Source organism: Streptomyces sp. NPDC047974 (genome assembly GCF_040653375.1).
Lineage (GTDB): Bacteria > Actinomycetota > Actinomycetes > Streptomycetales > Streptomycetaceae > Streptomyces.
In genome coordinates, this window is record NZ_JBEZNU010000018.1 from 147794 (window position 1) to 166971 (window position 19178).

Consider the following 19178-nt stretch of genomic DNA (forward strand, 5'->3'; position numbering starts at 1 on the left):
CCATGGTACGGCCGCGCCCGTGCCACCGCGGGCCGCGCCCGTGCCGAATGCCCGCCGCACGAGGGGTGCGGGCTCGGGCGCGGAGAGCCTTGGCCCGGCACCGGGGCGCCGGGTCACAGCAGGCGCAGCGTGCGCCGGGCTATTTCCCGGCCGATGGGGAGGGAAGCGGTGGCCGCGGGCGAAGGCGCGTTGAGAACGTGCACCGTGCGAACGCCCTCGCGGATCAGGAAGTCGTCCACCAGCGTCCCGTCCCGCAGCACCGCCTGCGCCCGCACCCCCGCCGCCGTGGGCCGCAGGTCGGACTCGTCCACACCCGGCAGCAGCCGCCGCACGGACTCGGTGAAGGCCCGCTTGGACAGGGAGCGGCGCAGTTCGCCCGCCCCGTACCGCCAGTGGCGGCGCGCGATGCTCCAGGAGCCGGGCCACGCGAGCGTGCCGCCGAGCTCGCCGGGTCGGACGACCCCCCAGTCGTACCCCTCGCGGGCGAGCGCCGGCACCGCGTTCGGCCCGACGTGGACGCTGCCGTCGATGCCCCGTGTGAGGTGCACCCCGAGGAACGGGAAGGCGGGGTCCGGCACGGGATAGACCAGGCCCCGCACGAGCGACGGGTCGGCCAGTTCGTAGTACTCGCCCCGGAAGGGGACGATCCGCATGCCCGGGTCGTCCCCGGCGAGCCGCGCGATCCGGTCGCAGTGCAGCCCCGCGCAGTTCACCAGGACCTTGCCGCGCAGGATCCGCTGGTCGGCGGTGCGCACGGCGACGCCCCACGGGCGCCGGTCGATCGCCGTGACCTCCGCGCCGTAGAGGATCTCCGCGCCGGAGGACTCGGCGAGCCGCCGCGCGACCGCCTTGTAGTCGACGATGCCGGTCGTGCCGACGTGGATCGCGGCGAGCCCCCGGACCCGCGGCTCGTATTCGGTGATCTGCGAGGGCCCGAGCTCGCGCACCGGGATGCCGTTCTCCCGCCCGCGCTGGACCAGCGCGTGCAGCCGGGGCAGCTCCTCGCGCTCGGTGGCGACGACGAGCTTGCCGGTCACCTGGTGCGGAATGTCCCATTCTGCACAGAACTTGACCATCTCGGCCGCGCCCTCGACGGCGAACCGCGCTTTCAGGGACCCGGGCCGGTAGTAGAGGCCGCTGTGGATGACCCCGCTGTTGCGCCCGGTCTGGTGGCGCGCGGGGCCGTCCTCTTTCTCCAGGACGGCGACGCGGGTGCCGGGAGCGGCGCGCTGCAGCGCGTACGCCGTCGACAGACCGACGATCCCGCCGCCGATCACCAGCACGTCACAGTCAAACACCAGCGCCACCTCCCACCCCTGATAGTGCACTGGCCCACTGACAATCCCGCTAAACGCCCACGTCGTGGGATGCGCGTCACGCTTTCGCGCGCTCCCCCGCGCGCTCCGTCACGCCGGGGCGACCAGCAGCGGCCTGGCCCGCTCCCGCAGCTCCATGACCCTCGGCTCGTGCCCGTACGGCTCCAGGCGGTGCAGCAGGTCCCGTACGTACTCCGTGGTCCGCGCCGAGGAGATCCGGCCGGCCACCTCCACCGCGCGCGTGCCCGCCGCGCAGGCCGCGTCGAGGTTGCCGGACTCCAGCTCGGCGACGGCCGAGACGACGAGCCGCAGCCCGTGCGAGCGGACGAACTCCTCCGTCGGCCGGGACAGCGCCTGCTCGGTGAAGCGCCGCACCTCGCGCGGCATCCTGAGGTCCCGGTAGCACTCGGCGGCGTCCGCGCAGAACCGGTCGTACGAGTAGAAGCCCAGCCACGTCGGGTCGGCGTCGCCCTCCCGGGAGCGCTCCAGCCACCCCTCGGCCGACTTCAGGGCCGCGGCCGCCGCGGGCCCGTCGCCGGCCTTGGCGTGCGCGCGCGCCTCGACGAGGCGGAAGAAGGACATGGTGCGGGCGGTGGCGAGCCCCCGGTTCCGCTCCAGCGCCGCCTGGGCGAGGTCGACGCCCTCGTCGGCGAAGCCCCGGTAGGTGGCCTGGAGCGACATCGAGGCGAGGACGTACCCGCCGAGCGGCACGTCGGCGGCGGCCCGCGCGAGCCGCAGCGCCTGGATGTAGTACCGCTGGGCGGCCTCCTGCTGCCCGGTGTCGAAGGCCATCCACCCGGCCAGCCGGGTCAGTTCGGAGGTCGCGCCGAAGAGCGCCCTGCCGACCTCGTCCGAGTACGAGCCGAGCAGCAGCGGCGCCGCGTCCACCCTTAAGCACTCGGGCACCATCGAGGACCGCCAGTCGCCGCCCCCGTATTTGGAGTCCCACTTGCGCGCGTCCTCGGCCGCCTCGCGGAGCTTGGCGACGTCGCTGTGCCCCACGCGCACGTGCTCCCCGGAATCGGCGGGTCCGGGCCCGCTCCCGCCGCCTGCGCCGCGCCGGCCGGCGTCCCGCTCCACCGACGGGTCGGCGGGGGTGATGAGCCAGCGGGAGGCCGGGGTGGCGTAGGCGCTGACCGAGAACGAGCCGGCCAGCGACTGCCAGATCCCGCCCCCGCCGGCCCGCCGGCCGGCGAGATCCAGCCGGTACAGGTCGGTGGCGGCGCGGACCGCCTCCCCGACGTCCCGGGGGAAGGCGAGTCCCACCTCGGGCGCGGGGTCGGCGTCCGCGAGCCCGATCTCGTGCAGCGGCACGGGCCGGCCCAGCTTCTGGCCGATCGCGGCGGCGATCAGGTGCGGCGCGGCGCCCTGCGGCACCATCCCCTTGGAGACCCAGCGGGCCACCGAGGTCTTGTCGTAGCGAAGGGTCAGTCCGCGCTGCGCACCGAGGTCGTTGACGCGCCGGGCGAGGCCGGCGTTGCTGATTCCCGCGAGGGCGAGAACGGCGCCGAGCTTCTCGTTCGGCCCGCGTTGCTCCCTGGACATGACGCCACCCCTCGACATCCAGACGGCCGCCGCGACGCCGGGCATAGGCAGGCGGCATTCGTAAACACAGCGTAGTTCGCCGCATCCCCACCGTTAAGGGGCAGAGTTCCGTATGGCGAGATTGTTGTGTGACGAGCCGACCGGAAGCGGTCGCCGCCCGCTCCGTGCTCCGCCCGTGGCGCCGTGCGCCCGGCCGTGCGCTCTCGTCGCCCGGGGGCGGCGCCGCTTCGATGAGTCCTGCGTGGGTCGGCCCGTCCGGCCGGGAGGCGGAACGCCTGGTGTTCCGGTTCCCGCACCGGTGGGCTGGGGGACACCGCCGCCCCATTCCCCGCGGGCGGCGGACGGCGCCGGGGGGCGGGTCGCCTCCCGGACTGCCGGGAGTCGACCCGCCGGCGAGGGTGCGGACGGGCGTGCGGCAAGCTCCCGGGCCGCCGTTTCCGTGATCTCTTCTGTGCCTGACGGCAGGTCAAACTTCTTCACAGGGATGAGAATCGGCCGATTTCGCCGAGCGGCCCGGCCTCCGACGGGACCGGCCGGCTTCCTGCGGTGGGCACCTCCTCCCCGCGACAGGCTCCCCGCGGCAGGCTCCCGCGGTGGACTCCTCGCGGTGGACTCCTCCCTCCTCCGGGACCCTTCGCGCCGCGCGCTCGCCGCCGCCCGCCTCCGGAGCCCCGCCTCCGGAGCCCCGCGCCCGCGCCACTCCGCGCCCCGCGCCACCCCGCGTTCCCCCGGTGGCCAACTGGCGCATGCCAGGGGCGCATTCGGCTTTCGGGCGCGTGCGCCCGGACCCCGCCCCGTGCGCCGTTGTCATGGCAGCATGGCCCCACCGAAACGGACGTGGAGGCGCCGATGCGATGGCTGGTGGGCTGGAGCAGTGTCGCCGCGGGGTACGCCACGACGGCCGGGGCGCGCGCCGGAGCGAGCGACGGGGCCCGCGGCGCGTACGGCGCGCCCGGCGCGTACGACCCCCACATCCCGCCCCAGGCGCGCCCCTACGCCGAGAGCGGCGGGCACGTCGGGGGGCGCACGGTGCAGCCGGTGGGCGCACAGCTCCTGTGGGGCGATCCCGACCCGCTGTGGGCGGTCGGCGACTGGCGCCCCGACGAGGTCCGGGTGGTCTCCCTCGACGACGGCACCCGGCTCGCCGTCCTCGGCTGCTGCGCCGCCGGCGACGACGAACTCCGCCGCGGCCTCGTCACCGCGCGCGGCGGCGCCCTGCGCCACCTGACGGCCTGGCCCGGCAGCTACACCGCCGTCGTCAAGGCCGGCCGCCGGGTCACGGTCACCGGCGACCTCGCGGGCGCCCGGCCCGTCTTCCACACCCCCTGGGAAGGCGGCACCGCCTACGCCACCGCCGCCCTGCCGCTCGCCGACCTCGTGGAGGCCCAGCTCGACATCGGCCACCTCGCCGCGCTGCTCGCCTGCCCCGAGTCCCCGGAGGCGCTGCGCGACTCGACCCCGTACGAGGGCGTCCGCCGCGTCCCGCCGGGCCACGCGCTGATCCTGCGCGAGGGCTCCCGCGAGATCGCCGGGTACGAGACGGTGGCCTCGCTCGCCGTCGCCGCCCCGCAGGCCGAGCCCCGGCAGGCCGTCGAGGCGGTCAGGGACGCGCTGGTGGAGTCCGTACGGGCCCGGCTCACGGCCCCCCGGCACGCCCCCGAGGCGCCCCTGCCGGATCCCGGACCGGTCCCCGGGATGGGGCCCGCGGACCGGCGGGCGGCCCGCGGCGCCGGTCCGGTGCCCGGCATCGGCGCGGACCTGTCCGGCGGCAGCGCCTCCGCCACCCTCGCCCTGCTCGCCGCGGGACTGCCCGGGGTGCCCGGCACGATCCTCGGACACGGCGCGGACGCGGGGGAGCGGCTGCTCGCGGTCACCTTCAACGACCTGGCGGCCAAGCCGGGCCCGGGCAGGACGGCCGAACTGGAGCGGGCCCGCGAGCTGGCGGCCGACCCCCGGCTGCGCCACGTGGTCGTCGCGGCGGGCGAGGAGGCCCTCCCGTACGCCGCCCTCGACGGGCCGCTCACCGACGAGCCGGGGCCCGCGCTCGTCACCGCCGAACGGCACCGCAGGCGGCTCGCCGGAGGCAGCGCCGACCACTTCACCGGGCTCGGCGCCCGGCAGGTCCTGGACGCCCACCCGGCGCGCCTCGCCGACCTGCTGATGGACCGCCGGCGCCGCTCCCTGGTGCGTCCGGTGACGGCCCTCGCCAAGGCGAGCGGTCCGTCGGCGGGCGCCTTCCTGGTGCCGGTCACCGTCTACCGCGCGGCGCGCAGGCTCGCCCGTACGCCCTACCGGGCCGGTCTGGAGACAGCCGCCCGGCACGTCCTCGACGCCAACCGCGACCCCGCCGACACCCACGGCCCGCTGGCCGCCTCGCTCTCCGCGCTCGCCTGGTCCCGGCCGGGTCCCGCGGCCCGGTGGCTGACGGGCGAGGCGCTCGCCGAGGTGTCCGCGCGCCTCAACCGGGCAGCCACCCTGCCGCCGACCGTGCAGCGTCCCGGCGAGGCACGCGCGCGTGCCGCCCTCGCGCGCGCGGCGGCCGACCACCGGGTCCTGGAACAGGCGGCCGAGATCCGCGGCCAGCGACTGCACGCGCCGTTCCTCGACAACCAGGTCGTCCGCGCCTGCCGCGACCTCCCCGAAGCGCTCCGCGTCCAGCCCGACGCACGCGCCGGCGTCCTGCGCACGGTCCTCGCCGACACCGGCATCCGCGACCTGCCGCCCGGCTGGGGCGCCCCGTACCCCGCGGTCCCCGCCGGCACCGCGCGCGCGGGCCTGCGCGCCGCCCTCCCGACCCTCCTGGCCCTCTTCGAGGCACCCCTCCTCGCCGACGCGGGGCTCATCGAGGCCGGCACGGTCCGCGAGGCCCTGCGCGCCGCCGCCGACGGCGCGCGCGTCCCCCTCGACGGCCTCGCCGACCTCGTCTCCACCGAACTCTGGCTCCGCCGCCTCCTCGCCCGCCGCGGCTCCTGCTGGACCGACACGGCCACCCCGCGCGCGCCCCGCGCCGTCCAGGGGCCCCTGATCCCGGCGTCCCGGTCGCTGCCGGCGCGGTGAAACGTCACAGCACGCCCGTTCGAGTGAATGCGTTCCTGACCCGGTCCCGGCGGCCGTCCTAAGCTGGGAGCGTCGCACCGAGCGAAGGAGGTCCAGCATGGCCATGCCGCTGCCGGCGCCCGGCGAGGCGTTTCCCGAGGAGACGCCCGACTTCGAGGGTGCGAGTGTGCAGGAGACCTTCGAGCTGTTCAGTGCCTCGGCCCCCAAGGGCTGGCGCGTGGAGCTGATCGAAGGGGAGATCTACGTGGTGCCTCCGGCCAACGGCGAGCACGAGGAGATCGTGTCGGAGCTGAGCGGTCAGGTCCGAGACCACGACAGGGGACTCGGGCGCTACACCGGCATCGGCCTCAGTCTCCCTGGGACGAACGGGACCATCCGCGTCATCCCGGACCTCGCGATCGCTCCCAAGGGAAGCTTCGGCGACCAGCAGGACTGGCACGCCCCCGACCCCGTCCTCCTCGTCGCCGAGGTCACCTCTCCGTCCACCGCGAGCCGCGACCGCGTGCAGAAGATCCGCGCCTACGCCCGCGCCGGGATCCCCGTCTATCTGATGGTCGACCGCGAGGCCGACGAGGCCGTCGTCTGCTCCGCGCCCGACGGCGACGACTACACCCACAAGTCCATCCACAAGCTGGGGACCGAGGTCCCGCTCCCCGCACCCCTCGGCTTCACCCTGGACACCGCCGCGTTCTGACCGCCTCCGGGCTCAGGGACCGGCCCGGGGAAACCCCGAGGCGCCCCCGGCTCGCGGCGGCAAGAATGGGCCGGTGCGGTATCTCCTCCTCGGCACCACCGAGGTCCTCGGCCCCGACGGCGCCCCCCTGCCCCTGGGCGGTGCCCGGCTGCGCGCGCTGCTCGCCGCGCTCGCGCTGCGCGCCGGACGGGCCGTGCCGGTCGGGGAGCTCGTCGACGACGTGTACGGGGACGAGCCGCCGCTCGACGCGCCCGCCGCGCTCCAGGCGCTCGTCGGCCGGCTGCGCAGGGTCCTCGGCCGGGAGGCCGTCGCCGCGACGCCCGGACCCGGATACCGGCTCCTCGCCGGACCCGAGGACGTCGACCTGTACGTGTTCGAGCGCCGCGCCGCGGAGGCCGGCGCCCGGCTCGACGCCGGCGACCCCGAGACGGCCGCCGCGCTCCTCAGGGAAGCCCTGGGGCTCTTCCGCGGGCCCGCCCTCGCCGACCTGCCGGGACCGGCGGGCATCCGCCCCGAGGCGCAGCGCCTCGCCGCCCTGCGCCGGCGCGTCGAGGCCGACCTGCGGCGCGGCGCCGTCGACGGACTCGTACCGGAGCTGTCCGGACTCACCGCCGCGCACCCGTACGACGAGGGCTTCCACGCCCAGCTCGTCCGCGCCCTGCGCGCCGAGGGCCGCCACGCGGACGCGCTCGCCGCGTACGAGACGGCCCGCCGCACCCTCGCGGACGCCCTCGGCACCGACCCGGGCCCCGAACTGACCGCCCTCCACCGCGAACTCCTCACCCCGGAGCACGCCGCACACGCCGCACACGCCGATCGCGCCGAACTCCCCGTGCACTCCGCGCACCCCACCCGAAGCGCGCCCACCGTCCCCACCGCCCCCACCGTCCCCACAGAGCCCCCGCGTCCCGCCGAGTCCCCCGGTCCCGCCCCCCAGCCGCCGCCCGCCGCGCACGGCAACATCCGGCCCCGGCTCACCTCCTTCGTCGGGCGCGAGCCCGAGCTCGCGGCGCTCCGGGAGGACCTCGGGCGGTTCCGGCTCGTCACGCTCACCGGGCCCGGCGGCTCGGGGAAGACGCGGCTCGCCGAGGAGGTCGCCCGGCGGGCCGCCGGGCCCGACGCGTGGATCGCGGAGCTCGCACCGCTCGACGACCCGGGCGCGCTGCCCGGCGCCGTCCTCTCCGCGCTCCGCCTCCGCGAGATCAACCTGATCACCCGCGACGGCACCGCGCTCCAGGACGACCCCACCGCCCACCTCGTCGAGCACCTCGCCCACCGCCCCGGCCTCCTCCTCGTCCTCGACAACTGCGAGCACGTCGTCGACGCCGCCGCGGCCCTCACCGAGACCCTCCTCGCGCACTGCCCGGACCTGCGGATCCTCGCCACCAGCCGCGAACCGCTGGGCGTCCCCGGCGAGACCGTCCGCCCGGTCGAGCCCCTGCCGCCCGCCCCCGCGCACCGGCTCTTCGCCGAGCGGGCCCGGGCCGTCCGCCCCGCCTTCGACCGGGACCACGCGCGCGAGGCGGGCGCCGCCGACGCCGTCGCGGAGATCTGCCGCCGCCTCGACGGCCTGCCCCTCGCCATCGAACTGGCCGCCGCCCGGCTGCGGCTGCTCACCCCCCGCCAGATCGCGGACCGGCTCGACGACCGCTTCCGGCTCCTCAGTTCCGGCGCCCGCACCCTGCTGCCCCGCCAGCAGACCCTCCGCGCGGTCGTCGACTGGTCCTGGGACCTCCTCGACCCGGCCGAGCGCACCCTGCTCCGCCGGGTCTCCGTCTTCACCGGCGGCTGGGACCTCCAGGCCGCCGAGGCCGTCGCCGGCCCGGCCGGGGAGGACACCACCCTCACCACCCTCGGCGCCCTGGTCGACAAGTCCCTCGTCGTCGCCGCGCCCGCCGACGACGGCGCCATGCGCTACCGCCTCCTGGAGACCATCCACGAGTACGCCGTCGAGCGCGCCGCCGAGACCCCGGAGCTGCTCGCGGCCGCCGAGGCCGCCCACACCGCGCACTTCACGGCCCTCGCGGAGGAGGCCGAGCCGAAGCTCCGCTCCGGTGAGCAGTTGCCCTGGATCGACCGGATCGAACGGGACCTCGACAACATCAGGGCGGCCCTCCACCGCACCCTCGGCACCGCCCCCAAGCTCGTCGGGCAAGGGGGACCCCAGCCCGACGAGCGCGCCGGGCTCCGGCTGGTCTTCGCCATGGGCTGGTTCTGGTGGCTGCGCAACTACCGCCCGGAGGGCCTGGCCTGGACCCGGCGCGCCCTCGCCCTGGGGGAGGACCCGGACGACCGGGCCGACCCCCGCCACTGGCCGCGCATGCACCTGCGGATGCTGTCGTTCTTCCTCGGGATGGAGGACGAGCACATGTACACCGGCGACCTCCGCGAGGACGCGGAGGCGCTCGCGCTGGTCCGCCGCGTCCGGGACGCCTTCGGCGAGGACCCCGGCCCCGAGTCCGCCCGCTTCCCCGGCCTGCTCTGGCCGTTCACCGCGTACCTCACCGAGGAGCCGGCGACGGTCCGCGCCCTCCTCGACACCGGCGTCGAGGTCTGCCGCCGGTACGGCGGCGACTGGGAGGTCGGGGTGAGCCTGATGTTCCGCACCCACATGATCGTGGACATGCCCGGCGGCATGCAGGGCGTCGACGAGGACCTCGCCGAACTCCGCCTCCTCACCCGCCGGGTCGGCGACCGCTGGATGGGCGCCCAGGTCGCCTCCGCCGCCGCCGAGGCCAACATGATGCGGGGCCGCCGCGAGGAGGCCAGGGAGGCGTACGAGGAGGCCCTGGCGCTCGCCCGCGAGGTCGGCGCCCACGCCGAGGCCCCGTTCCTCGTCGCCCGGCTCGCCGAACTGGCCTACCGCGACGGCGACTCGGCCGCCGCCGAGCGCGGCCTCGAAGCGGCCGCCCGGGAGTCCGAGCGGCTACGCCTCCAGGACGCCCTCGCCTACGTGGACTTCATGCGCGCGGTCCTCGCCCTCGACCGGAACGACCCCGCACGCGCGCGTGCCGCGATCTCCTCGGCCGGCGCCCATGTCCGCAGCGGCACCCCGCCGCCGCACTTCACCATCGCCCTGGAGGGCTTCGTCGCCCGCATCGAGGCCCAGGAGGGCGCGGGCGCGGCGGCCGTCACCACCGCCGCCGAGGTCCTGCGCGCCGCCCTCACCGGCCACTGCGCGGACATCATCGTGATCAGCCTCGGCGAGGGGCTCGTCTACGCCCTGCACCGGGCCGGCGACGCCGCCCGCTGCGCGCGCGTGGCCGCCGCCGTCGACACCTGGCGGCGGGACGTCCCCCGCTCGGTGCCCGAACGGCGCGAGGCCGAGGAGGTCACCGCCGCCTGCCGGACCGCGCTCGGCGAGGAAGGACTCGCCGCCGCCCGCGCGGCCGGCGCGGACCTCGGCCCCGAGGCCGTACTGGCCCTCGTCGAGCCGTACGCCGCCGGTGCCGGGGGCCCGGTCAGGAGCAGCTGATCCGGGACTCCGCCCAGTCGGCGACGGCGGCCCGCCCGAAGGGCGTGTGCTCCTCCACCACGAGCCGCATCGTGGAGCGGCCGGTGATGTCGACGTGGACCGGGAGCGCCGGGTCGCCCGGCCGGAGCACGGGGGAGCGCCAGAGCCGCTCGCCGTCCCCGTAGACGGAGAAGCGGACGCCTCCGGGGCCGAGCGGGGCGCTGAGGTCGTCGACGCCGACCATCGCGTCGTAGCCGGTGCACTGCCGGTTGAGGCGGATGAGCAGCGAGGACGGGGCGTGCACGCTGACGCCGTACGCGTACGTGCTGTCGCCGATCGACATGCCGTCGCGCGCCCACATCCAGGTGCCGCCCTCCTGGACGACCTCGGGCTTGCTGCCGTCGCCGAAGGCCTCGTACTCCAGCTCGTCGACCTGGTAGAAGGCGGGCGGGGGCGGCGGGGGAGGTGTCGTCGGCGTCGGCGTGGGGGTCGGCGTCGGCGTCGGGGTGGGGCTGGGCGGCGGGGGCGTCGGCGTCGGTGTCGGGGTCGGCGAGGGCTTGACCACCGGCTTCACCACCGGCTTCGGCTTCGGCTTCACGACGGGCTTCGGCGCCGGCGGGGGCGTCGTCACCACCGGCTTCGGCTTCGGCTGCGGCGCGGGAGGAACCACCGGCTCGGGCGCGGGCTTCGGCGGCGGGGGCGGGGCAGGAGTCGTGGGGGCCGCGGTCGTCGGCAGCGGCTTCGGCGCGGCGACGGGCTGCGGGTCGCCGGTCATCGCCCAGACGAGCCCGGCCGCGGCGGCGACCGCCGCGGCGGCGGCGATCCCGACCTTCGCGGGCGCGCCGAGCCCCTCGGCGGCGGCCCCGCCGGAGGCGGCGCCGGACGTCGTCCCGCCGGTGGCGGCCGCCGCGGCGCCGGCGCCGGCCGCGCCCACCGCGCCGCCGGCGACGATGCCGGCGGCCTTGAGGGAGTACCCGGCGGCGAACCAGCCGATGACCGCGATCGGGAGGAGCGCCGGGATCCCGGCGTTGACGTGGGCCAGTTCGCCGGCGGCGATCCGGCACTTGGCGCACTCGTCGAGGTGCTTGCGCAGGCCGCGCTCGGCCCGCATCCGCAGCCCGCCGCGCGCGTAGGCGCCGAGCCGGTCGGCGTACTGCGCGCAGTCGCCGCCGGCGGTGAGCGCCTGGCTGACGTGAGCCTGGAGGTAGGCCTGCTTGAGGCCCTCGCGGGCACGGCTGGCGAGCACGGCGGTGGCGTTGGCGGTGAGGCCGAAGAGGGGGGCGACCTCGCTGGGCGACTCCTCCTCGACGGTGGTGTGCCACAGGACGGCCTGCCAGCGCTCGGGCAGCGAGCGGAACGCCTGCATGGCCAGCGACTGTTCGGCCTCCTGCATGGCCCGGACCTCGGCGCCGAGGTCCATGGTGTCCTGGTCGGAGACCTCGGAGGAGCGGGCGGCGTCGGCGGCGAAGACGGCGAAGTCCTCGACGAGGTGCTCGCGCTTCTGGGTCTTGGCCCAGGCGGCGCCGACCCGCCGGACGGTGGTCATCAGGTAGGCGCGGACGGCCTGTTCGGGCCCGGCGCCGCCGCGCACGGCCTGGAGGGTGCGGGCGAAGACCTCGGCGGTCAGGTCGTCGGCGGTGTGCGCGTCCCGGCAGCAGGTCCTGGCGTAGCGGCGTACGGGCTCCGAGTGGCGGCGGAACAGCTCCTCGTACGCGGAGTCGTCGCCGTCCCGCATGCGCCGGATCAGATCGGCGTCGGAGGGTGCGAGCTCCCGGGGCGGCGGCAGCACGCCCTCGCCGTCGTCATCCGTCAGGTCCCCCGTCAGGTCCCCGTCGGACGGGCCGACGGGTGCGGGTGCGGGTGCGGCGAGGGGTGCGGCGCCCGCGGAGGACGCCTCGCGCTGCTGCGGCACGCTCGGTTCGCCCGGGCCGTGCGGTGCTCCCGGGGAGCCGCCGGGGCCTCCCTGGCTCGGTACGTGCCCGGCGGGCGGGCCCGGGGTCTCCGTGGCGCCGCCGCCGTTCAGCGGATCGTCCCGACCGTCACCGCTCATCGCGGAAGCCCCCGTACGCCTGCGCAGACCCGAACACCGGGCAAGAGTGCCACACGACGCGGGCATGCCGAAGCGCCGCGTCCGCATACCACCCGTCCGGGGCGACTTCTCGCAACCCGGCGTAACCGCTCACGCGTTCGTGTCATGCTCCTTGGTCCGCCCGGCCCAGAGGCCCGGCGGACCGGCGGCGGGACCGGCAGGCGACCGGCCGGCCGCTACCGCGAGCGCAGACCCTCCAGGAGGATGTCCAGGAGCCGGGCCGAGGCCGCCGCCTGCTGGGCCGCGTCCGGCAGCGCCGGGGCCGAGGTGGCGATGACCAGCAGGACGTCTGCCACGGTCACGTCCGTCCGCAGCTCACCCGCCTCACGGGCCCGGTCGACAAGCCGGCCGACGACCTCCAGGAGCTCCGCCGCGCCGGCGTCGTCCCGCTCGTCCGCCGGAACCGCCCGGGGCGCCACCACGCGCGCGTCGGCCTGCTCGCCGAGCCCCCGCTGGTACGGCACCCGGGCCCCGCCCTCGGTGTCGTCCACCGGCAGCACCGGCTCGTCCACGCCGACCCGCAGCACCTGCGGCGGCAGCAGCCGCCCGGCACCCGAGGCCACCGACGTCCGCAGGAAGCGCGAGAGCGCCGACCACGGCTCGTCCTCCTGACCGAGGGCGGCCCGCGCCTGCTCGGTCAGCCGCGCGGTCTCCTCCTCGGCTATCCGCCGCACCAGCACGTCCTTGCTGGGGAAGCGCCGGTACACCGTGCCCACGCCCACGCGGGCCCGCCGCGCCACGTCCTCCATCGGCGCCCCGTAACCGAGCTCGCCGAAGACCTCGCGCGCCGCACGGAGCACGTGCTCCAGATTGCGCTGCGCGTCCACCCGCAGCGGCGCCGCGCGGCCGCCCGCGGCCGCGCCGTTCACGACCGTGCCCGCGCCCGCGACGGTGCCGCCGGTCAGCGCGCCACCGGCCACCGGCACGGAGGCCACGGCCCCCGCACCCCTGTCGTCGCGCTCGGCGCCGACGACGGACTGCCAACGAGAATCCTGAATCTGCATAAGCGTTCCCCCGCTCATGATGTCTCCCCCCGGAGACTCCCCGCCCTGATACGGGGCTCCCGGCCGATGTGCGCAAGCGGTCCGCGCGCACGCCGACCCGACACCCCGACGAACTACGAACATAGTTGAGTCCGGGTCAATTCAGAAGGGGCAGCTCCGGATGGTGCGCCCCCCGATCGGAGCAAGGCGCCGGAGCCGCCCGTTTCGTACCACCCTGCTCACCACCCACGCCCGCCGTGACCTGCGCCGTTGCACACGGACGCCGCGCGCGCGCCACCCCGCGCCTCCGCACCCCTCCGGTCACACAATTCGCCGGGCCTGTGGACAAACCCCGGACGGCGATGCCTCATGGGACGGTGACCCAACCTGCGCGCATTCTCGTGGTCGGCGGTGGCTACGTCGGCATGTACACCGCGCTGCGCCTCCAGCGGCAGCTCAGGGCGGAGCTCGGCGGCGGCTCCGCCGAGATCGTGGTGGTCACCCCCGACCCGTACATGACGTACCAGCCGTTCCTCCCCGAGGCCGCCGCCGGCTCGCTCTCGCCGCGCCACGTCGTCGTCCCGCTCCGCCGCGTCCTGGACCGCTGCCGCCTCCTCATCGGCGAGGTCGAGTCCATCGACCACGCCAAGCGCACCGCGACCCTCACCACCCTCGCCACCGACGAGGAGGGCGCGGGCCCGGTCGCCCTCGCCTACGACGAACTCGTCCTCGCCCCCGGCTCGGTCTCCCGCACCCTCCCGGTCCCCGGCCTCGCCGAACACGGCATCGGCTTCAAGACCGTCGAGGAGGCGATCGGCCTGCGCAACCACGTCCTGGAACAGCTCGACATCGCCTCCTCCACCCGCGACCCGGCCCTCCGCGACGCCGCCCTCACGTTCGTCTTCGTCGGCGGCGGGTACGCGGGCGTGGAGGCCCTCGCCGAGCTGGAGGACATGGCCCGCTACGCCACCCGCTACTACCACAACGTCAAGCCCGAGGACCTGAGATGGGTCCTCGTCGAAGCCGCCGGCCGGATCCTCCCCGAGGTCGGCGACGAGATGGGCGGCTACGCGATCCGCGAGCTCCGCGGCCGGAACATCGACGTCCGCCTCGACACCCGCCTCGACGGCTGCGAGGACCGCGTCGCCGTCCTCAGCGACGGCACCCGCCTGCCCACCCGCACCGTCGTCTGGACCGCCGGGGTCAAGCCCGCCCCCGTCCTCGCCGCCACCGACCTCCCCCGCGACGAGCGCGGCCGGATCCGCTGCACCGCCCACCTCACCGTCGCGGACACCCCCCACGCGTGGGCGGCCGGCGACGCCGCCGCCGTCCCCGACCTCACCGCGAAGGAGCCCGGCACCCCCTGCGCGCCCAACGCCCAGCACGCCGTCCGCCAGGCCAAGGTCCTCGCCGAGAACCTCGCCGCCTCGCTCCGCGGCCGCCCGCTCAAGGAGTACGCGCACGCGTACGCGGGCTCCGTCGCCTCCCTCGGCCTCCACAAGGGCGTCGCCCACGTGTACGGACGCAAGTTCAAGGGATACCCGGCCTGGCTCATGCACCGCGCCTACCACCTCAGCCGGATGCCCACCGCCAACCGCAAGGCCCGCGTCCTCGCCGAATGGACCCTCTCCGGCCTCTTCAAGCGCGAGGTCGTCTCCCTCGGCTCCCTGGAACACCCCAGGGCCGAATTCGAACTCGCGGCCGCACCACCCCCGCCCCCACCCCCCGGACCCCGCCCCGAAGGGAACGACGGGGCGTCCTCCTGACATCACTGTCAGTGCACTCGTCCACACTGGACGTGTGACCATAGGTGGGCTCACACCTGCACAGCGTGACTCCGCACGGCACCGACACCACGAGGCATACAGATCCGTGAACTTCACCCGTTGGAGCGCCCGGCTCCCCGGCACGCAGCGCCGCGCGGCCCGGGGGACCGAAGGCTCCGTGCCCGCAGCCCGCGGTGAGTACGGTCCCCGGTCGGAGCACCCCGCCGAGGGCACCGCCGCCGACGCGGAGGCCACCTTGGACACCGACGCCACCGAGGTCCCCGCCCTGGAGGACTTCTCCGTACGGGACCTCCTCGGCCGCCTCCCCGGCCTCGTCGCCCTCGTGTACGGCCCCGAGCACCGCATCGCGTACGTCAACGAGGCGTACGCCTCCGCCTTCGGCCCCCGCACCCCGGGCGCCACCGTCGCCGCCACCTGCCCCGAGGCCGAGGACCTCGGCCTGCTGCCCCTCCTCGACCAGGTCCTGCGCAGCGGCAAGCCCCGCACCGTGAAGTCCCGCCGCACCGAGAGCGGCGGCTCCTACACCGTCACCTGCCTCCCCGTCGACAGCCCGCACCTCGACGGCGCCGGCGTCCTCGTCCACGCCGCCGACGTCACCGACCACGCCGAGGCCGCCGAGCGGCTCCGCGCCAGCGAGCGCCGCCACCGCGAGACCGCCGTCACCCTCCAGCGCTCCCTCCTCCCGCAGGAGCTGGAGCAGCCCGACGACCTGCGGATCGCCGCCACCTACCAGCCCGGCGTCGCGGACGCCGCGGTCGGCGGCGACTGGTACGACGTCATCACCCTCGGCGCCGGCCGCACCGCCCTCGTCATCGGAGACGTCATGGGCCGCGGCGTCCGCGCCGCCGCCGTCATGGGCCAGCTCCGCACCGCCGTCCGCGCCTACGCGCGCCTGGACCTCCCCCCGCACGAGGTCCTCCAGCTCCTCGACGGCCTCGCCGCCGAGATCGACGCCAGCCAGATCGCCACCTGCGTCTACGCCGTCCACGACCCCAACGAGGGCAAGCTCGTCTACGCCTCCGCCGGCCACCTCCCGATCCTCGTGCGCGACGAGGACGGCACCGTCCGCAAGGCCGGCGACCCCACCGGACCCCCGCTCGGCACCGGCGGCTGGCTGCACGCCTCCGGCTCCATCGCCCTGCCGCCCGGCTCCACCGCCGTCCTCTACACCGACGGCCTGGTCGAGCGCCGCCGCGAGGACATCGACGAGGGCGTCGACGCCCTCGCCCGCGCGCTCGCCGGCGCCAGCGGCACCCCCCAGGTGATCTGCGGCCGGCTCCTCCGCGCCCTCGGCGTCACCGCCGAGCACGACGACGACGTCGCCGTCCTCGTCGTCCAGCACCCCGCCCGCGACGGCGCCGACGCCGAGCTCTTCCACAACGCCGCCCTGGAACTCCTCGGCGGCGTCGAGGCCGCCCCACGCGCGCGTGCCTTCGCCTCCGGAGTCCTCTCCTCCTGGCGCTTCCCCGTCGAACTCCGCGACCTCGGCGTCCTCGCCACCAGCGAACTCGTCGCCAACAGCCTCCAGCACGGCACCCCGCCCATGCGCCTGCGGCTGCGCCGCACCGACCGCCGCCTGATCATCGAGGTCACCGACGGCGACGACCACCTCCCGCGCCGCCGCAGGGCGGAAACGGAGGACGAGGCGGGTCGCGGGATCTCCATCATCGCGACGATCGCCTCGTCCTGGGGCAGCCGCCGCACTCCCGGCGGCGGCAAAGCGGTGTGGTGCGAATTCGCCCTCCGCGACTAGGGCGCGCCTAGGCCGTTTCCTTCGGATCGGGCCCGGCACGATCCGGAAGAGACGGCCTTAGGCGGCGGCGGTCTCCTTCTCCGGCTCGTGCCGCACCACGATCCGGGACGGCTTGGCGGCCAGGGCGGGCTGGTTCTGCACCGGCGTGAGCTGCCTGCCCAGCCGTACCGCGAGCACCGTGACGAGGAGCGAGAACAGCACGAAGGTCACGATGTACGGGCCGTGCAGCGACGCCCCCATCGGACCGCCCACCGCCGGACCGACCGCCAGCGCCAGCTGCTTCACCAGGGCGAAGGCGGAGTTGTACGAGCCCACCATCGACTCCGGCGCCAGATCCGCGACCAGCGGCGCCACGGTCGGCGACAGCATCGCCTCGCCGAGCCCGAACAGCGCGTACGTGGACACGAACGCCGCCGTCGCCATCGCCTGGCTGCCGTGCCCGAGGCCCGCGTACCCGGCGATGATCCACGCCACCGCCCAGATCAGCCCCACGGCCGCGATCACCCGGGTGCGCTTGCGGCGCTCCACGAACTTCAGCACCAGGAACTGCGCCAGGACGATCACCGCCGTGTTGGCGGCGAGCGCGATGCCGAGCGTCGACGGCTCGATGCCCGCGGCCTCGGTGCCGTAGGCGGCCAGACCCGACTCGAACTGTCCGTAGCAGGCGAAGAAGAGGACGAAGCCGAGCACGCACAGCTGGACCATCGCCTTGTGGCCGAGCAGCGCCCGGACCCCGCCGCCCTTGCCGCCCTCGGCGGGCCGCGCGCCCTGGAAGGCCGGCGAACCGGCCATCCGGGCGCTGCCGGCCACCGCGGCGAGGACCAGGAACATCACGGCCTCGATCGAGAACAGCAGCAGGAAGCTGTCGGGCCGGCTCACGTCGACGAGCTGGCCGCCGATCAGACCACCGACACCCAGACCGAGGTTCTGCAGGAAGAACTGGAGCGCGAAGGCACGGGTCCGCCCGGCGGGCTCGGAGCACCACACGATCATCGTGGCCAGCGCCGGCTGGAGGACCGCGGTTCCCGCGCCGAGCAGCGCGGCGGCACCCACCGCCGCCGGCACGCTCGACGCGAGCCCCATCCCCACGGCGCCGACCGCGGCGAGACCGGAGGCGACGAGCAGCACGGGAACGGGCCCGCGCCGGTCGATCGCCCGCCCGCTGAACGGCAGCACCACGAGCGCGGCCATGGCGAAGACGGCCAGCACCACACCCGCGGTCGTCGCGCCCAGATCCCGCACCTGCGCCACGTACACATAGAGGTACGGCACGGTGAAGCCGAGTCCGAACGCGCTCAGCGCGCTGCCTGCCTGAATCCGGCGCATCGCAGCGCCCCTCGCCTTGGTCACACTCACCCACTTCGGTCGCGGGTCAGGCCCGGGTTCACCCCTGTACGCCTGAACCCTGAAGACTTAAACCCTAAAGTTCGATCCTTAACAGTACACATAGAAGGACTTCAACGCCAACGAGGACCGTGGGATACTCGCCCCCATGTCCGACACCCCGGAGCGGTCCGCCTCGCAAGAGCCGCAGGAGCCGACGCTCGACGAGCAGATCGCCGCGTATCAGCGCGAGTACCGCGACCTGGACCCCCAGGTGGAGAAGGTGGTCTCCGCGCTCGGCCGGCTGAACCGCCGGATGAACGTGGCGTACGGCCGCCAGCTCGCCGACCTCGGCATCAGCAACGCCGAGTGGGAGGTCCTCAAGACCCTCGTCCTTTCCGGCGCCCCCTACCGACTGGGCCCCGGCGAGCTCGCCAAGCGCCTCGGTCTCACCCCGGCCGCCATGACCCACCGCATCGACCGCATGGCCGGCGAGGGCCTGGTGACCCGCGACCGCGACGAGAACAACCGCGTCCGCGTGATCGTCGAGCTCACGGACGAGGGCCGTACGAAGTGGCTGGAGGCGATGCGCATGGCCACGGACTTCGAGGAGAAGCTCCTCCAGGACCTCGAACCCGAGGAGCGGGGCCTCCTGGGCGACGCCCTGATCCGCCTCCTGCGCCGGGTGGAGCTGACCCAGCCGGACGCCGGCGGCAGGCTCTCCGACCTGGACTGAGGACGCCCCCCGGGGCACCCTCGGACGTCACCGAAGGGGGGTTGACACCCCCCTGGGGGACGCGTAGTGTTCTCCGAGTTGTCACGGAGCCGGAACGGTTCTGCGACAGCCATCCCGCCGCGATAGCGGCACCTCAACCCAGCACGATCTCCCTCACGGGATGAATTTCGGCGTGCCGAAATTCAATTCGAACGACTCGATTATGAGTCGCCGAAGGAATCCGCTAAGGTTTGAGACGTCGGAACGGCCCAACAGCCGGGAAGACAAACCCCACTGACTGGGAATCAGACGCCGAAAGGATCTGATAGAGTCGGAAACGCCGGAAGGGCCCGGAGCGAAAGCGAAAGGGACCGGAAAGCACCGAGGAAATCGGATCGGAAAGATCTGATAGAGTCGGAAACGAAGGAAGCGCCCGGAGGGCCTGGAAACAGGAACGAAGGA

Annotated in this window: 11 protein-coding genes; 6 read left to right on the top strand and 5 right to left on the bottom strand. The window is 75.3% G+C overall.

Features of this window, described 5'->3' with window-relative positions:
• Window positions 1–113: 113 nt before the first annotated feature.
• Complete coding sequence (gene lhgO / locus AB0E19_RS24940) at window positions 114–1298, bottom strand: L-2-hydroxyglutarate oxidase (RefSeq protein WP_362184245.1); 1185 nt, start codon at window positions 1296–1298, stop codon at window positions 114–116.
• A gap of 108 nt (window positions 1299–1406) precedes the next feature.
• Window positions 1407–2861, bottom strand: coding sequence for an MFS transporter (locus AB0E19_RS24945; RefSeq protein WP_362184248.1), 1455 nt, complete (start codon window positions 2859–2861; stop codon window positions 1407–1409).
• An 849-nt stretch (window positions 2862–3710) separates the two neighbouring features.
• On the opposite strand from AB0E19_RS24945, the gene AB0E19_RS24950 reads away from it, so the two are divergent.
• The 3 genes from AB0E19_RS24950 (at window position 3711) to AB0E19_RS24960 (ending at window position 10087) form a co-directional block, all read left to right on the top strand.
• Window positions 3711–5918 carry an asparagine synthase-related protein gene (locus tag AB0E19_RS24950; protein ID WP_362184251.1) on the top strand — a complete coding sequence of 736 codons (2208 nt, stop codon included), beginning with the start codon at window positions 3711–3713 and terminating at the stop codon, window positions 5916–5918.
• 97 nt (window positions 5919–6015) lie between these two features.
• Complete coding sequence (locus tag AB0E19_RS24955) at window positions 6016–6612, top strand: Uma2 family endonuclease (protein WP_362184254.1); 597 nt, start codon at window positions 6016–6018, stop codon at window positions 6610–6612.
• A gap of 73 nt (window positions 6613–6685) precedes the next feature.
• Complete coding sequence (locus AB0E19_RS24960; RefSeq protein WP_362184257.1) at window positions 6686–10087, top strand: BTAD domain-containing putative transcriptional regulator; 3402 nt, start codon at window positions 6686–6688, stop codon at window positions 10085–10087.
• On the opposite strand, the gene AB0E19_RS24965 is transcribed toward AB0E19_RS24960, so the two are convergent.
• Together AB0E19_RS24965 and AB0E19_RS24970 are read right to left on the bottom strand one after the other, a co-directional pair.
• Window positions 10074–12116, bottom strand: coding sequence for a sigma-70 family RNA polymerase sigma factor (locus tag AB0E19_RS24965; RefSeq protein ID WP_362184260.1), 2043 nt, complete (start codon window positions 12114–12116; stop codon window positions 10074–10076). The two genes, AB0E19_RS24960 and AB0E19_RS24965, sit on opposite strands and share 14 nt — an antisense overlap.
• 215 nt (window positions 12117–12331) lie before the next feature.
• Complete coding sequence (locus AB0E19_RS24970; RefSeq protein ID WP_362184263.1) at window positions 12332–13177, bottom strand: helix-turn-helix domain-containing protein; 846 nt, start codon at window positions 13175–13177, stop codon at window positions 12332–12334.
• Between the two features lie 323 nt (window positions 13178–13500).
• Here AB0E19_RS24970 and AB0E19_RS24975 point away from each other — a divergent pair, with 323 nt between their 5' ends.
• Both AB0E19_RS24975 and AB0E19_RS24980 read left to right on the top strand, forming a co-directional pair.
• A complete protein-coding gene (locus tag AB0E19_RS24975) occupies window positions 13501–14904 on the top strand; it encodes an NAD(P)/FAD-dependent oxidoreductase (RefSeq protein ID WP_362184266.1) in 1404 nt (467 codons plus the stop codon).
• 106 nt (window positions 14905–15010) lie between these two features.
• Complete coding sequence (locus AB0E19_RS24980) at window positions 15011–16678, top strand: SpoIIE family protein phosphatase (RefSeq protein WP_362184269.1); 1668 nt, start codon at window positions 15011–15013, stop codon at window positions 16676–16678.
• Between the two features lie 57 nt (window positions 16679–16735).
• Here AB0E19_RS24980 and AB0E19_RS24985 read toward each other — a convergent pair whose 3' ends face one another.
• Window positions 16736–18004, bottom strand: coding sequence for an MFS transporter (locus tag AB0E19_RS24985; protein ID WP_362184272.1), 1269 nt, complete (start codon window positions 18002–18004; stop codon window positions 16736–16738).
• A 166-nt stretch (window positions 18005–18170) separates the two neighbouring features.
• On the opposite strand from AB0E19_RS24985, the gene AB0E19_RS24990 reads away from it, so the two are divergent.
• Window positions 18171–18737, top strand: coding sequence for a MarR family transcriptional regulator (locus AB0E19_RS24990; protein ID WP_360604667.1), 567 nt, complete (start codon window positions 18171–18173; stop codon window positions 18735–18737).
• Window positions 18738–19178 lie beyond the last annotated feature (441 nt).

Coding starts and splice junctions, on each gene's coding strand:
- AB0E19_RS24990 (WP_360604667.1), top strand. CDS start 18,171: ATGTCCGACACCCCGGAGCGGTCCGCCTCGCAAGAGCCGCAGGAGCCG.
- AB0E19_RS24970 (WP_362184263.1), bottom strand. CDS start 13,177: ATGAGCGGGGGAACGCTTATGCAGATTCAGGATTCTCGTTGGCAGTCC.
- AB0E19_RS24950 (WP_362184251.1), top strand. CDS start 3,711: ATGCGATGGCTGGTGGGCTGGAGCAGTGTCGCCGCGGGGTACGCCACG.
- AB0E19_RS24965 (WP_362184260.1), bottom strand. CDS start 12,116: ATGAGCGGTGACGGTCGGGACGATCCGCTGAACGGCGGCGGCGCCACG.
- AB0E19_RS24985 (WP_362184272.1), bottom strand. CDS start 18,004: ATGCGCCGGATTCAGGCAGGCAGCGCGCTGAGCGCGTTCGGACTCGGC.
- AB0E19_RS24955 (WP_362184254.1), top strand. CDS start 6,016: ATGGCCATGCCGCTGCCGGCGCCCGGCGAGGCGTTTCCCGAGGAGACG.
- AB0E19_RS24975 (WP_362184266.1), top strand. CDS start 13,501: ATGCCTCATGGGACGGTGACCCAACCTGCGCGCATTCTCGTGGTCGGC.
- AB0E19_RS24945 (WP_362184248.1), bottom strand. CDS start 2,861: ATGTCCAGGGAGCAACGCGGGCCGAACGAGAAGCTCGGCGCCGTTCTC.